This is a genomic window from Streptomyces sp. NPDC048424, from assembly GCF_040651555.1.
GTDB lineage: Bacteria > Actinomycetota > Actinomycetes > Streptomycetales > Streptomycetaceae > Streptomyces.
In genome coordinates this window covers 115,915-130,286 of sequence record NZ_JBEZKE010000018.1, presented here as the reverse complement: position 1 = coordinate 130,286, position 14,372 = coordinate 115,915, and the positions used below count along the sequence as shown (strand labels likewise).

9 protein-coding genes and 5 pseudogenes are annotated in these 14,372 nt (G+C 71.2%); 6 read left to right on the top strand and 8 right to left on the bottom strand.

The features are described from left to right. Positions 1 to 3 precede the first annotated feature (3 nt). Positions 4 to 963, top strand: coding sequence for a helix-turn-helix domain-containing protein (locus tag AB0D29_RS24955; RefSeq protein WP_362857170.1), 960 nt, complete (start codon positions 4 to 6; stop codon positions 961 to 963). A gap of 21 nt (positions 964 to 984) precedes the next feature. On the opposite strand, the pseudogene AB0D29_RS24950 reads toward AB0D29_RS24955, so the two are convergent. The 3 genes and pseudogenes from AB0D29_RS24950 to AB0D29_RS24940 all read right to left on the bottom strand — a co-directional run bounded on the left by AB0D29_RS24950 (position 985) and on the right by AB0D29_RS24940 (position 3,773). After that, a pseudogene (locus AB0D29_RS24950) lies at positions 985 to 1,736 on the bottom strand (IS5 family transposase). 208 nt (positions 1,737 to 1,944) lie between these two features. Next, positions 1,945 to 2,310 carry a hypothetical protein gene (locus AB0D29_RS24945; protein ID WP_362857169.1) on the bottom strand — a complete coding sequence of 122 codons (366 nt, stop codon included), beginning with the start codon at positions 2,308 to 2,310 and terminating at the stop codon, positions 1,945 to 1,947. 398 nt (positions 2,311 to 2,708) lie between these two features. Continuing rightward, positions 2,709 to 3,773 carry a hypothetical protein gene (locus AB0D29_RS24940; protein ID WP_362857168.1) on the bottom strand — a complete coding sequence of 355 codons (1,065 nt, stop codon included), beginning with the start codon at positions 3,771 to 3,773 and terminating at the stop codon, positions 2,709 to 2,711. Between the two features lie 274 nt (positions 3,774 to 4,047). On the opposite strand from AB0D29_RS24940, the pseudogene AB0D29_RS24935 reads away from it, so the two are divergent. The 3 genes and pseudogenes from AB0D29_RS24935 to AB0D29_RS24925 all read left to right on the top strand — a co-directional run. After that, a pseudogene (locus AB0D29_RS24935) lies at positions 4,048 to 4,845 on the top strand (IS5 family transposase). A 522-nt stretch (positions 4,846 to 5,367) separates the two neighbouring features. Further along, positions 5,368 to 5,595 (top strand): hypothetical protein, encoded by a 228-nt coding sequence (locus AB0D29_RS24930; protein ID WP_362857167.1) that lies wholly within the window; start codon positions 5,368 to 5,370, stop codon positions 5,593 to 5,595. Between the two features lie 272 nt (positions 5,596 to 5,867). Further along, positions 5,868 to 5,975 (top strand): annotated as a pseudogene (locus AB0D29_RS24925) (IS5/IS1182 family transposase); the annotation flags it as partial. Between the two features lie 196 nt (positions 5,976 to 6,171). On the opposite strand, the pseudogene AB0D29_RS24920 reads toward AB0D29_RS24925, so the two are convergent. The 5 genes and pseudogenes from AB0D29_RS24920 to AB0D29_RS24900 all read right to left on the bottom strand — a co-directional run bounded on the left by AB0D29_RS24920 (position 6,172) and on the right by AB0D29_RS24900 (position 11,921). Further along, a pseudogene (locus AB0D29_RS24920) lies at positions 6,172 to 7,510 on the bottom strand (transposase). Between the two features lie 128 nt (positions 7,511 to 7,638). After that, entirely contained in the window at positions 7,639 to 7,872 is a 234-nt protein-coding gene (locus AB0D29_RS24915) for a hypothetical protein (protein WP_356799846.1), read from the bottom strand. Between the two features lie 80 nt (positions 7,873 to 7,952). Beyond that, positions 7,953 to 10,649, bottom strand: a complete 2,697-nt coding sequence (locus AB0D29_RS24910) for a caspase family protein (RefSeq protein WP_362857165.1) — start codon at positions 10,647 to 10,649, stop codon at positions 7,953 to 7,955. Next, positions 10,636 to 11,127, bottom strand: coding sequence for a hypothetical protein (locus tag AB0D29_RS24905; RefSeq protein ID WP_362857164.1), 492 nt, complete (start codon positions 11,125 to 11,127; stop codon positions 10,636 to 10,638). Before AB0D29_RS24905 ends, AB0D29_RS24910 begins: the two co-directional genes overlap by 14 nt. 146 nt (positions 11,128 to 11,273) lie before the next feature. Next, positions 11,274 to 11,921 carry a TetR family transcriptional regulator gene (locus AB0D29_RS24900; RefSeq protein ID WP_362857163.1) on the bottom strand — a complete coding sequence of 216 codons (648 nt, stop codon included), beginning with the start codon at positions 11,919 to 11,921 and terminating at the stop codon, positions 11,274 to 11,276. 111 nt (positions 11,922 to 12,032) lie between these two features. Here AB0D29_RS24900 and AB0D29_RS24895 point away from each other — a divergent pair, with 111 nt between their 5' ends. Continuing rightward, on the top strand, positions 12,033 to 13,016 hold the full coding sequence (locus AB0D29_RS24895) for an aldo/keto reductase (protein ID WP_362857244.1): 984 nt from the start codon (positions 12,033 to 12,035) through the stop codon (positions 13,014 to 13,016). 111 nt (positions 13,017 to 13,127) lie between these two features. Continuing rightward, positions 13,128 to 14,372, top strand: a pseudogene (locus AB0D29_RS24890) (S1 RNA-binding domain-containing protein); the annotation flags it as partial.

The window sequence follows — 14,372 nt, the reverse complement described above, 5'->3', positions numbered from 1 at the left end:
GACATGCCCACTGTCGCGCTGCCGGCCGCCGGTCACCTGCTGCACTTCGAACTGGCCGTGGCCTACGAGATCTTCGGCAATCCCCCGCGCGAGGCCACGGACGGCTGGTACGACGTCCTGCTCTGCGGGCCCGGGCCGGTGCGGGTCGGCCCGTTCACGGTCGAGCCCGACCACGGGCTGGAGCGCCTGGCCGAAGCGGACACCGTGATCGTGCCCGCGTGCGCCGACATCGACGAACCGCCGCCGGCGGAGCTCGTCGAGGCCGTGCGCGCGGCCCACGCGGCGGGCGCCCGGGTCGCCTCCCTGTGCACCGGAGCCTTCGTACTCGGCGCCGCTGGCCTGCTGGACGGGCGGCGGGCCACCACCCACTGGGCGCACGCGGAGGAGTTGAGGGCACGTCATCCGCTGGCCGTCGTCGACCCGGACGTGCTGTACACGGACAACGGCAGCGTCCTCACGGCCGCGGGCAAGGCCGCCGCCGTGGACCTCTGCCTCCACCTGATCCACCTCGACCACGGCGCCACCATCGCCAACTCCGTCGCCCGCCGCCTCGTCATGGCGCCCCATCGGCCCGGCGGCCAGGCCCAGTTCGTGGCCACGCCGGTCCAGGCCGCGGGCGACCACGCACTCGCCCACCTGCTCGCCTGGGTCCGTCAGCGGCTGGACCAGCCGCTGACGGTGACCGACATGGCGCGGAAGGCGAACACGAGCCCGCGCCATCTCGGACGGCAGTTCCGGTCGGTGATCGGCCAGACGCCGCTCCAGTGGCTCCTGATCCAGCGCGTACGCCGCGCCCAGGAACTGCTGGAGGCCACCGACGAGACCATCGAGGCCGTGGCCCTCGCCACCGGCATGGGGACCGCCACGACACTTCGGCGCCAGTTCAAACGCATCGTCGGCGTGCCACCGGACAGCTACCGCCGCTCGTTCCGCAACGCGTCTCCCGGCCCGGCCCGGGCCTAGGGCCTGTTGTGAAAGTGCTGGTCACAGCCATTCGTTGATGGCTGCGACCAGCACTGTCGCTTCGTAGCGGACGGCGAGCTTGTCGTACCGGGTGGCGACGGCTCGGTGGCGCTTGAGTCGGTTGATCCCGCACTCGACCGCGTGCCGCTGCTTGTAGTCGTCCTTGTCGGACTTCGGCGGCCGTCCGCCGCGCGAGCCTCGCCCCAGCCGGTTGCGGACACGGTCCGCCGGGACTGGGATGGCGGCTTTGATGCCGCGTCTGCGCAGGTAGGAGCGGTTGCTGGGGGAGTCGTACGCCTGTCGGCCCGCACGCGGTCCGGCCGCTTGCGCGGTCTGCCCAGGTCGAGCCGGGGCACCCGGATCGCCTCCAGGACTGTCTCCCTCCGAGGACGAACTGCGGGGAGTCACCCCGCTGCCCGGCCGTGATCACCACGGACATCGGCTATCTGCCCTTGCTCGACGGCGAGGTGGATCTTGGTGGTCAGCCCGCCGCGGGAACGTCCGAGTCCGTGGTCGGCCGGCTCAACGAAGACTCCGCCGGGCGGCTCATTCTGGAGGTCCCGCTGCCAGCGTCGGAACAGGTCATGGACCCGGTCCCAAGGCCCGTAGCGTTCGGGCACGTCCCGCCACGGAGCACCGGTCCGGGTCCGCCACCGTATGCCGTCTATCAGCTGCCTTCGCGTCCACACCTGCGGCCGGCCCGGCTTGATACCCCTCGGCAGCAACGGCTCAAGCCAGGCCCACTGGCCATGCGTCAGATCGCCACGTCCCACAAGGCGTGATCATGAACGAACAAGATCCACTTTCGCGACAGACCCTAGCCGCGCGGCAGAACCGGGCGAAGGACGGATCGTTCACCCCTGCCTCGCGCTCCACACGCTGGTCCAGCCGCCACCGTCTCCTCACCGACGTGATCTTGTTTCGTGACGCGCACTTCCGACTCGGCCTGCGCGGCATTCGGACTGCCGAGCGGCATGCGGTCTATGGGTGCCCGCGGGGCAGGCGGGCGAGCTCGCGGCGGGTGGCGTCCTCGGTCAGCCCGAGCGCGGCCGCGGCCTGCGCCGGGGTCGAGTCCTGCTGGGCGTAGCGGGCCGCCCAGTACCCGACTCCGCCGATGGTCGTCTCCGTCCGGCGCACCGCGCGAATCGCGGCGAGCTTGTCGATCTCGGCTTCCAGCTGGCCCAGGAGGCGGGTGACCGCCTCGGGCAGCGGAATCGTGGCGGCTTCGACGGCGGAGGTGTGGTCGTCCCGGTCCTGGCAGCACGCATCAGCCTGCTCCTCAGCGGCTTCCTCCAGGTCCTGCGCGCCGATCGCCTCCCAGTCCGGGGGCGCTCCGGGCCGGTCCACCCGAAGGAGCACACCCCGCGCAGCGCGGCCGCGCGGCGGATGTGGGAGAGGCGGCCCGTCGTAGACGGACCAGTGGGAGCTCTGGTGCGCATCCGGGCCCGACCCGGTGTCGAAGAGAGCCGGCGGCGGGACGCTGACCATCGGTCAGGAGGGCCCCGACCGATCCCTCGTGGGAGCGGCCGAGCTCCTCCGTCGTCCAGGTCTCCCGGTCGTCTGCCATGGTGTCACCCTGCCTCTGCGAGGCGGGCCGCCACGACGGCGTGCCCCTGCCTTGACCATGGCGCACCGCGGCGGCGCGCTCAGGGGAACGAGGGAAGTTCCCCCTACCGTCCTGGGCGTCGCCGGGCGGATGTGTGCCTTCGCCGCTGTGACTTGGCGGCAGGTGGCGGGTCGATGCGTCAGCCGGTGCAGGTTCCGATCGGGGTCGGGGCGCAGTTGGTGAAGATGTTCTCGGTGACGGTGGTGGTGCCGGTGAGGTTGACGGTGCCGCCGTCGTTGAGGATGCCGCCGGGGGCGATGCGGGCGGAGTTGCGGGTGACGGGGCTGTCGCGGACGGTCAGGGTGGCGCCGCGGTTGGCGAGGCCGCCGCCTCCGTCGTTACCGAAGGAGCGGTTGGCGAAGACGGTGGTGCGCAGCAGGGTGAGGTTGGTGCTGCCCCGGGTCGTGGCGCCGCCGCCGGCGGCGTTGTCCTCGGCGGAGACGTTGCCCCGGATGAGGGAGTCGGTGACGGTTCCGGTGACGTTGAAGGCGTTGATGCCGCCGGCGTCCAGGCGGGCCGCGTTGTCGGTGATGTTGGTGTTGGTCACGGTCAGGGTTCCGCGGGCGTCGATGCCGCCGCCGTCCGAGCGGGCGGCGTTGCCGGCGATGGTGGAGCCAGAGATCGTGGCCGTGCCGAATGATGCGATGCCGCCGCCGTTTTCCAAGGAGAAGTTGTAGTTCACGGTGCTGTTGCGGACGGTGAGTGTGCCTGCGCTGGAGATTCCTCCGCCGTCGGTACCACTGCCGCTCCTGCTCTTGGTGACGGTGGTGGAGTTGAGGGTGAGGGTGGTGCCGATGCCCGCGTTGATACCCCCGCCGGCGTCGCTGACTGCTTGGCCCTCGCTGACAGTGAGATTGTTCAGTGTGAGTCGGCCGCCGGGACCTGCGACGTCGAGGATGCGGAAGGCCGTGGCGGACTGCCGGCGGATCGTGCTGCCGTTGCCGATGACGTTGATCTCGCTGGTGACCCTGGGGAGGCCGTTTCCGGGGTTGTCTGCGGCCGTGAGGGTGTAGGTGCAGCCCAGGGCGAGGAAGAGGGTGTCCGGGCCGGGGAGGGTGTTGGCCCGGTTGATGGCAGTGCGCAGGGCTGTCGCGCTGCAAGCGACGGGCAGCGGGATGTGAGCGTGGGCGGGGGTGGGCAAGGCGACCAGCGTCGCCAGGGACCCCGCGGCGCCCGCGAGGGCGGTGAGCTTGACCTTGAACATAGGTAGCAAAATATGCATATCGCCTGATCGGGGTCGGGGAGACACCGTCTGGGTCCCCTTCACGGGGCATTCCTACCGCCCAGTCAGCCCTGGCCCCGAGGCGTTCGGGTGTCCCTCACCCGAGGCGCGGCTACTCGCCCGACCTTCGCCCAGCGGCGGCTCGGCCCGCTCCGGCGGCATTCGCGCTTCGGCACGGCGGCTGAGCATGGCATTGGATAGCTACCTAGAGGCCATCTCATTTGGATGGTTGGGTAGGCTGTTGGTCGTGGCGGGGATTGTTGAGCGGCTGGTGCCGGATGAGTTGTGGGAGCTGTTCCAGCGGGTGGTGCCGGAGGCGCCGTCGAGGCCTCAGGGTGGTGGACGGCGTCGGCATGGTGACCGTGAAGTACTGGCCGCGATCGTCTTCGTTGCCGCCTCGGGTTGTACCTGGCAGCAGCTGCCCGCGTCATCGTTCGGGCCGTCGGGGGCGACAGCCCACCGACGCTTCTCCGAGTGGACGAAGGCCAGGGTGTGGGCCAAGCTCCACCGCCTGGTCCTCGACGAGCTCGGCGCCCGCGGCGAGCTGGACTGGTCCCGCTGCGCGATCGACTCGGTGAACATGCGAGCCCTGAAAAGGGGGACCTGACAGGTCCGAATCCTGTCGACAGGGGCAAGTTCGGATCGAAGATCCCTTGATCACGGAGCGAACAGGTCTGCCCCTGTCCGTCGGAATCTCGGGGGCAAATCTGCTCGACAGGCAGGCACTCGAACCCCTGGTACGTGGCATCCCGCCCGTCCGTTCACGCCGCGGACGCCGTCGGCGCAAGCCCGCCAAGCTTCATGCAGACAGGGGCTACGACTACGCCCACCTGCGGAAATGGTTACGTCAGCGCGGCATCAAGCACCGCATCGCCCGCAGAGGAATCGAGTCCTCGCAGCGGCTCGGACGCCACCGCTGGACCATAGAACGGACCATGGCCTGGCTCGCTGGCTGCCGCCGGCTCCACCGCGCTACGAACGCAAGGCCGAGCACTTCCTCGCCTTCACCAGCATCGCCTGCACCCTCATCTGCTACCGCAGAATCGCCAAATGAGATGACTTCTGAGGGCAGCAGCCTGTCCGGCCACACCCGGGACCACCTCGACGCAGTCGCTGCCGAACTCAACAGCCGCCCACGCAAGACGCTCGGCTGGGAAACCCCAGCCGAGCGCCTGCCTAAACTGCTCGCCACCACACGTCGGTGATCACGTGCGGCAACGACCCTTGGGATTCGCCTATGCGCCGGGCCTTCGCCGTGGAGCGGGTGACGGGAATCGAACCCGCGCTCTGAGCTTGGGAATCACCGGGCCGACACGGAGGGGGTTGACGCTGACCAGCGCAAACGGCCTCTGGTGATTAATCGCGAGGCGTCGGGCTTGACTGCTCTTGACCGCTGGGATCCGCTCTTCCTGGCACGGATGTGGCACGGGCTTCCATCCGCTCTGACGGGTCGCGTCACCGACCCCGCACCCGACAACACTGTCACCCGAATGGCCTAACACGACGTGCCACCCACACGGGTGAAGATCAAGCTGGCTAGTGCCCCAACCGAGGCAATCTGTGAAAGGCGAACCAAATGCGCTTTCGACGAATCCTCGCCGCAGTCTTCGCCACGGCAGCCCTAGCCGGACTCGGCCTCACAGGCGCCGCCACCGCCACCGCCGCCACCGCCACCGCCGGCAGCGTCACCCCGGCCAGCGTCACCCCGGGTGAGTGCACGGACAACGGCGGAACGATCGATCGGTCGACGCCCGTGCTCCCGACCTGCAGGGGCGGTATGTACGACGGACAGACGGTCGACTAAACCCCACTAAAGGTTGTTTCACAAGGCCTGACGGCGCTTAAGCGGGTCCGCTATGGACCGATTCAGGCAGGCTGTTCGGCGGTCAGGAAAGCGGACGAATGGGCCGCTTCCAGGCTGGCACGAGCTCTCGCAAGAAAGTGGATCGTCGCCCCGCAGCCACGCGTTGCGGGGCGACTCCCTCGCGAGCGTTCTCCCTCGACTGACGGCTCAACGTACCTGGGAGGCGTGACAATCGCACACGGGCCAGATGAGGTCGGCGGGAGCGGCTTCGGGCTGGCTGCCGCCGGCTCCACCGCCGCTACGAACGCAAGGCCGAGCACTTCCTCGCCTTCACCAGCATCGCCTGCACCCTCATCTGCTACCGCAGAATCGCCAAATGAGATGACTTCTTAACGGGGTCCTCGCCAGGGCTTATCAGGCGAGGACCCTAAGTGTTTGCGGCAGCAGGGCGTGAGCGCCGGTGACGCCCAGGCGGTGGCACAGGCCGCGTTCGACCCCGTATCGGCCGTTGAATCGGCAGTCGAGCTGAGCGGCAGCATGTACAACGGCGTCTACCGGCTCCGGCTAGCTTGATCCTTAACCTGTGCGGCGTGGTCGAGGGGTCGTCGACTTCTTGTTCCGGGACGTGACGGTGCCCGTCTTGCGGGGTGTGTGGACGTCGCGGCGCGGGGTGGGTCGGGTGTTTTTCCGCCGGGTGGTCGTCCGGGTCCGGGGCGGGTGGGTTTCGGTGCCCGAGCCGGGCAGGCGGCTGTCGGGCGGATGTGCCGAAAATCGCGGCGGACACGGGCGGGCGTCAGTCTGTCCGCGGGAACAAGCCTTTCCCAGGGACGGCGCCGGTCGGCCGCCAGTGGCCGGGCCAGTCGCAGTTGGGTGTAGGTGGCGAGGATCAGCCAGGTCCAGCTGTCGCCGCCTAGGGGGTGCGGATCTTCGGGCAGGTCCAGCCGAGGGTCTGCTTGAACAGGCGGAAGGTGTGCTCGATGTCGAAGCGACGCAGGTATGCCTGCCAGAGCCGGTTGGTGTCCGCTGCGTCTGCGTCGGTGCCCGACCACCACAGCCAGACCGGCTTCGGGGTGGCTCCGCCGGGCAGGTGATCGATGTCCAGGCGTATCACGGTCCCCTCGATGATGGGGAGGGTGCCGTCGGCTGCGGACCAGGATGAGCGGTGGGTGAGCTTGGGGTGGAGCCTGTCCCAGGACCGTGCGGTGGCGGTGCCATAGAGGCGTGTGTCGGTGACGGTTTCGGTGTCCGGGGTGCCCCAGGTATCGGGTTGCCCAAAGACGAACTCGCCGCCGTGCCGGGGCGGACGGCCCCTGGTGTGAGGCTCCCGCGGCGGCGCCGGCCGGCGCAGGACACGGTCCGAGCGCTTCCGGGCCGCGCTCGACCAGGTCACGCAGCTGCCGGGCGGTGACAGTGGCGGTGTCGTCCCCGGGTGCCATACGCCGGGCGTCCAGCGGCGCGGTCCACGAGCTGCGGCCGGGTGCCAGCGCGCAGATGATCGAGTAGGGCCAGCCGGGGACCGGGATGTGCTGGTCCTTGCCCCGGCCGTAGGTGTGACACAGGATCCGCTGCGGTGAAGTGTGGGCGTCCGGCCGCAGCCAGCAGGTGACGTCGACGGCCAGGACCAGCCGGCCGTCTGCGGCCGCGGCAGCGGCACCGCGGCCAGGGCTCGTCGCATCCGGTCCGTGTCGATCCGGCCTTGGGCGAGCGCGGCGTAGAGGCCTCCGTGACCGCGGAGGTGTTCGCCCACCAGCGACAGCTCGGCCGGCGACCTCACCGGCCCGTCACCGCACAGAACCGCGTCCGCCAGCTCGAAGGGGGCGTCCGAACGAGCTGTGAGACAGGAGTGGAACTCGCCCCGGAAGCGCGACAATTCGGCCAACGCCTCTCGGCGGGCATCGCGGTGCAGCAGACTCATCCTCACGGCCTTCGTGCTGAATGTGTGTGTTCCTTGGTCGGAGCACATGTTCAGACGAAGGCCGCTTCCGTGTACGGCGGTTACCGCACCGAGTGATCAAGTACGACGCACCGTTCGAGGAGCGGCTTCTACCGGCGGCGCAGAGATCCGGGCCCGCAACGAGTGGACCAGTCACCGGCCGGCGACAGCGGCACTCCACCGGTCCGCACGACGACAAGTCTGCCGTCTTCGAAAGCGATTCGATCACCAGCAGCCAGGAAGAGCGGGCTTGCCAGCTCGAAGGCATACCCGTCGTCGGTTTCGAGGTCCTTGACCAGTACCAACCGCGAGGTCGGCGTGGCTCCGTCAGCTACCAGGCGCATGCCGAGATGGTCCCACGCGGCCTGAGATCACCTCGACCCTATTCAGCGGCTGACCAACGGCCCAGACGTTAAAGATCGAGCTAGGCCCTGTGCGGGGCGCCGATGTGGTCCGCGATGTTGACGTCCGGACCGTGTTCCTCGCGCATCCGCTCGGCCCATGCGACCGTCCGCGTACCGGCATGGGTGGCCATCCCCGGCGAGACGCCCAGCCGGAAGGTCCCCGGGAGCGGCTTGCCCTCGGCCGTGTGGGGGAGGAGGTCCAGCGGTGACGGGCCGTCGGACGCGTACACGACGCGGTCGGCCGAGACCGCCACCGGGAACAGGCCCGTCTCCTGCGCGAGCCTGAGCATCTTGCGGTGCGTGTTGACCCGGGCGGCCGCGGCGACGGTGGCGCGGATGTCGGGTCGCCACGTCGCGCGCTGCGGGGCGGACCAGGGCCGTCCGGGCCTGCGGCCCGCCTCGGGCGGACCTTCACCGAGCTTGGCCACGCCGTCCTCGGCGGTGGCCGCGATCGCGTCGAGTACGCCGGCCCGCCCGGGATCGCCCTGCCGGTGGACGGCCAGGGCGTCCAGGAGCTCCCGGCCGCCGAGACCGGCGGTCACGCCGAGGTCGGCCATGGTGGCCAGGTAGCCGTCGCGAATCCGCTTGTACCAGGGCTCCAGGTAGGCGCCGCCCGCGGTACGGACGTACGCCTCGACGGGCTGCACGGGAAAGCCCAGTTCCACGGCGTAGGCGAGGGTCGGGGTCGTGTACCAGGCCGCGCCGGCCGGCGGCCGGCCGTCGGGTGTGAACGGGGAGGGCAGGCGCTCGTCGAGGGTGACGGGAGACAGGTCCACCAGCCAACTGCCGGGCACCGACTTGTCGAAGACGGGCCGCTCGACGTGCACGGGCGCGTCCAGGCCCACCCGAAGCCGGTTCCCCGCCGCGGCGAGCGGCATGGTCACCCTGATGCCGACCACGTACGCCTTGAGGCGTTCGGCACCGGTCAGCGGTCGCGACCAGCGGTGTGCCTCCTCCCGCAGGACCTGGTCAGGAGTGCGCCGGTGCGAAGGGGGGTACAGGTCGGCGAGCATCGGGTGCCCGTCCGGGGCCTCACAGGGCGCACAGTCCACCGCCCACGTGAGGGCGCCGGGATTCGGCTCGGACACCCAGGCTCCCGTCCGCTCGTCCCTGACGGCGCGGGTCGGCGGCCGCAGTGCGGTCATGAGCGACAGGCCCGTGGCGGCGGCGGACCCGTGCGGGGTGATGATGCGTTCCGCGTACGTGCCGAGCAGCCTGGCGAGCTCGGCCGGTGGCAACTGCGCGGTCGGGCCCCAGTGGTGGGGGTCCAGCGCACCCCAGGGCAGGAGGCACAACTGCACGCACTGGCGCCGGCCGTGGCGGACCGGGCGGTACAGCCTCGCCCAGGGGCCGAAGCCGTGCTCGGTCGGCTGCCAGTCCGCCTGCCGCAGCTGCTTGAGGACCTCGTGATCGTCCGGCAGGCGCGGGAGGCCGGAGGGCCACACGCTCTCCGGGCGCGCGGGGAGACCGAACCGAACCGCTGCGCCCGAGGTGAGGACGAGCAGCGGATCGGCTTCCTTGCCGTTGCGGTTCAGTCTCGGCGCGCCGAGCCGTGCCCGGGTGAGCGTCCACTCCAGGAGCGAGTCGAGCGTCCGGGCGGGACAGTCCAGCACCGCGCCGGTCGCGCAGTGGGCCCGCACCCGGCCGTCCTCGGCGGCGTCGATGACGGCCAGTGGCCCGTTCTCGAAGCTCTTCCCCGGCGGGACGTCGTCGGGGTGCCGGGCACTCGCGAGGGCTGCCGCCGGCATGGTGGCCACGGTCGGTGCGGCCGGTGTGAAGGCTGCGCTCCGTGTGGTCGCTGCTGCAGCCGGCCCGGTCGGCACCGCGGTATGGCCGGGCGCGGCAGCCCGGTTGCGCAGGCGGATCCGGGCGGCGACGGAGTTCTGGGCGAACTGCTGCGGCTCGGGACTGCCGCGCTCGCGCATGCGCCGCAGGATCCGGCGCCAGGCGTCCTCCAGGCTGAGCTCCGCGCCCGCGTCGGCGACGCCGTGTTCCAGCAAGGTGATCAGCAGGCCGGTGAATTCCGGGAACCGGGCGCCCCGGGGGACGAAGGAGCGTCGGGTCGGCGGAGCCGAGGTCAGCACGCAGTCCCCGTAGTCGTCGTGGTCGCCCCCGTCCCAGGCGGCGTCGCCGTGCCCGTCCCCGTACCCGTTCGGGTTCCGGCCCGCGTGCGCGCCCGTCGTCAGCCCCGGGGCCGGCCCGCTCCCACCGGAGTGCGCGGGCTCGTCCAGCGCGTGGGCGAGGTCGGTGCGCGTGGGGACACCGCCGGCGGACATGGCACCGGCCAGGCCGCTGTAGCAGCAGTCCAGCACCGTCACCCGGTGGCGCGCCCGGTACCCGGCCTGCCGCACCACATCGCGTAACGCCCGGTACGGAACCGTCCCGATCTGCGGATGATCCGCGTCCGCCTCGGCCAGCGCCAGGTACAGCCGCTCGTCGCGGTCGCGCAGCCCGTGCCCGGCGAAGTACACGAAGAGGGTGTCCGTGGCCTCCAGGGCCGCGTCACGCACCGCGCCCAGGACGCGGGCCATGGAGGCGTCCGCGCCCAGGACCGTGACGTGGGCGGCGGGCAGGCCCCAGACCGACGGATCGCGCAGCAATTCGGCGAGCCGGTGTGCCCCGGCGGCCGCCGCGGGCAGCGGCGCCAGGTCCTGGTGGGCGTAGCCGTCGATCCCGACCAGCACCGCCCGGCTCGCGAACGGGTCAGGAACCGGCACCGCTGGCATCCTCCGGCGCCGCGCCCCGGGACAGGCCGGGGGCGGATCCCGTACCGCCCTCGGGGCTCCCGGCCGCCTCCGCCCCGGCCAGGGCGCGTACGACGCGGGCCACGTCCTCCTCCGTGCCGTCCTCGATGACCACGCGGACGCCGTCGTGCTCGACCACCAGCCGCGCGCCGGAGCGCAGACGGGGCGGGAGGGAGGCGCGGAAGGTCCGGTGCGCGTACACGAGCGCGGCGGTCGAGAACCCGGAGGAGACGGCGAGAGCGATCCACTCGACCAGATCACCCGACATCGCACCCTCAGGGGCCTGCGCGCGGACGCGGCGGACCACCGCGTGCCGGGAGACCTCCCGGTCCTGGGTCAGCCAGTCGGCGAACTCCCCGGTCAGCCCGGCGGTCTCCGCCGCATCCCGGCCGTTCCCGGGGGACCCGCCGGCCTTGCCGCCCCCGTCACCACTGTCGATCCGCACGCGCATCCCAGCCGCCCCCTCTTCCCCGTGCCGAGCAATCACCCCACGAACGCCGGCGCAGGCCGGCCGCCCTCACATTATCGAGGAGCCGGCCGGCTCACCCGTGCGACCCCATCCGCCCAGGGGCCGAGTTCACTTGACCCGCCGGAGGTTCAACTCCCGTCCCTGCGGGGTGCGGTGATCCGGCGTACGGTCTCGACGACCGCCGCCCGGTGGCGGGCGAGCTGGGCGGGTGCCCAGTCGGAACCGGCCCCGCCGACCGCCGTGTTCCCGGGAGCCGGGCTCCCGGGGGCCGTGCCGACCGCGGCCGTACCGCCCGCCGCCGGACCGCCCATCGCGCCGAACCACGCCTGCGACAGGGCCACCACCAGCGTCAGTACGTCGGCGGCGTCCATCCCGGCGTCGATCCGGCCCGCCTCCTGCGCCTGCCGCACGGCCGCGATCTTGCCCTGGTAGGACGCCGCCTCGGTGTCCGTGCTCCCCGGACGTTCCAGCTGCTTCCACAGCACCAGGCGCATCAGCGACGGCCGCTCGACGAGGTGGTCGAAGACGGCGCCCGCGTAGCCGGGCAGGTCGTCGACGTCGAAGGGGACGGACTCCGAACCCGTCTCCAGCGCCCGCTGGAGCACGGCGTCGAAGAGCTGCTCCTTGTTGCCGTAGTAGACGTAGATGAGCCGTTTGTTCGCCTGTGCGCTCTCGGCGATGCGGTCGATCCGCGCGCCGGCGATGCCGTGCGTCGCGAACTCGGAGAAGGCCGCGTCGAGCAGGCGTGCCTTGGTCGCGCTGGAATCCCGTGCCATGCCCCGCAGCGTAGCAAGTAACTATCTGGTTATTGACATCTGGCGCGCGTGTGGTGCACGCTCTATCTATCCAGTTAGTTACTTACCGAGGAGAGCACGATGGAGACCGTGATGGAGATGCGCGCGCTGGGCGGCCAGGGGCTGGAGGTCGGCGCCGAGGGGCTCGGCCTGATGGGTATGAGCGCCCACTACGGAGCCACGGACGAGACCGAGTCGCTGGCCACGATCGACCGCGCCCTCGAGCTCGGCGTCACCCTGCTCGACACCGCGGAAGGCTACGGCCCCTTCCTCAACGAGCAGCTCCTCGGCAAGGCCCTCGCCGGCCGCCGCGAAGCCGCCGTGATCGCCACGAAGACCGGCGTCGAGTTCACCGACGAGGGCGCCTTCGTCGGCCACAACGCGACCCCCGAGTACATCCGCCGCTCGGCCGACCGCTCCCTGCGCCATCTTGGAACCGACCACATCGACCTCTACTACCTGCACCGCATCGACCCGAACGTGCCGGTCGAGGAGAGCGTGGGCGCCCTGGCCGAGCTCGTCGCCGCCGGCAAGGTCCGTCACATCGGCCTGTGCGAGGCCGCGCCCTCCACCATCGCCCGCGCGCACGCCGTCCACCCGCTGGCCGCCGTGCAGACCGAGTACAGCCTCTTCGAGCGCGGCATCGAGCACGACGGAGTCCTCGACACCATGCGCGAGCTCGGCATCGGACTCGTCGCGTACTCCCCGCTCGGCCGGGGATTCCTCTCCGGCGCGATCACCAGCCCGGACGACTTCGCCGCCGACGACTTCCGCCGCACCGACCCCCGCTTCCAGGGCGAGAACTTCGCCCGCAACCTGGCCGTCGTCGACCAGGTGCGCCGTCTCGCCGCCGAGAAGGGCGTCACGCCCTCGCAGCTCGCGCTGGCCTGGACCCTGCGCCAGGGCGCGGTACCCATCCCGGGCACCAAGCGCCGCCGCTACCTGGAGGAGAACATCGCCGCCACCGCCGTGACGATCACCGACGCGGACCTGGCGGCCATCGACGCCGTGGCCCCCCACGGCGTGGCCTCGGGCGACCGCTACGCCCCGGAGCTGATGGGGTCGCTGAACGGCTGACGGGCGGGATGTGACCCGCCGTACTGATCGGCTCCGACGGCGACGGCCGGCCCGGCTTCGTACAACCGGCCCCGGCGGTGGCCGGGCCGTGGGGCCAGGGAGGATGGGGGTGTGCTCCCCTACGTTTACCGCGTCACCAAGTACGACCCCGCCGACCGTGACGAACGCGGCTCCTACGTCGGCGCCGAGGACAGCGTCAGCGATCACGGTGTGGTCGAGGAGGCTTACCTCCGGGCGGTCGAGGCGTTCGCCGTCGAGTCCGGGGTCGACCGCCTCTGTGTACGCGAGCCGGCGATCGCGTCCTTCGTGCACTTCGGCGCCGAGCCGCCCATGGACGGTTTCGGGCTGGACGGGCTCTTCCCGCGCGACAGCGACGTCCCGACGGGCTTTCACGACGGTGCGGAGGTTCCGCTCGACACCGCGCTCGCACTGGTGCGGGTCATGCTGCGCGACGGCGGCGCCTGGTGCCGGCTGGAGGCGGAGGGTGCGTTCGCCGTGCACGTGGGCTGGGACCAGTACCTCTTCGTCGGCAGCAGCTCTCCCTGCGAGGAGGCGCAGGCCCGGGCCCGCGCGCTCGGGCTGTTCCCGGAACGCGTGGACGCGTCCCCGTACGACATGGAGACCGACGAGGATCAGGTCCAGCGGCCGGGCGACGACGCGTTCTGGGCCCGCCTGGGGTATGGCGTCGCCCATGGCCTGGCGGGGCTCCTGGAGGAGACGCCCATCGAAGGCGCCTCCCGTTGGTACCGCCTCACCGCCGAGACCCTCGACACGGTTCGCGCCGGCTTGGCTCCCCGTGCCCGGTTGGCCGTGTGGCCGGACCTGTCCTCGGACGTCGACGCCGTCCTCGGCTCGTTCCCCGCCGACGGCCTCGTCGAGGGCGTCTGGCAGGACGAGGACGGCCGCATCCACAGCGCCATCGTCGACGAGGACGACTACGCGGAGCTGGCCGCCCGGATGTCCCGTGCCGGTGCGGCGGCGCTCCTGCCCATGTACGCCGACGAACGCGTGCCCTTCATCACCGCCGTCATGCCGGACGCCGACGGAGTGGTACGGGCCCGCTGGGGGACCGACCCCACCCCGAGCGACCGGAACTGGGCCTTCCTCACGACCCGAGCCCTCCAGCGGGGCCAGGTCGTCACCGGCACCGTGACCCACATCGCCGACTTCGGCGTCACGTTCGTGGACATCGGCGGCTTCATCGCGATGATCAACATCCCCGAGCTGTCTTGGGCCCCCTTCGACTACCCCTCCGAGGTCGTCTCCGTCGGCCAGGAGATCACCGCGAAGATCCTCGACGTCGACCCGGTCCGAGAACGCGTGTCCCTCTCCCTCAAGGCCCTCCAGGCGGATCCG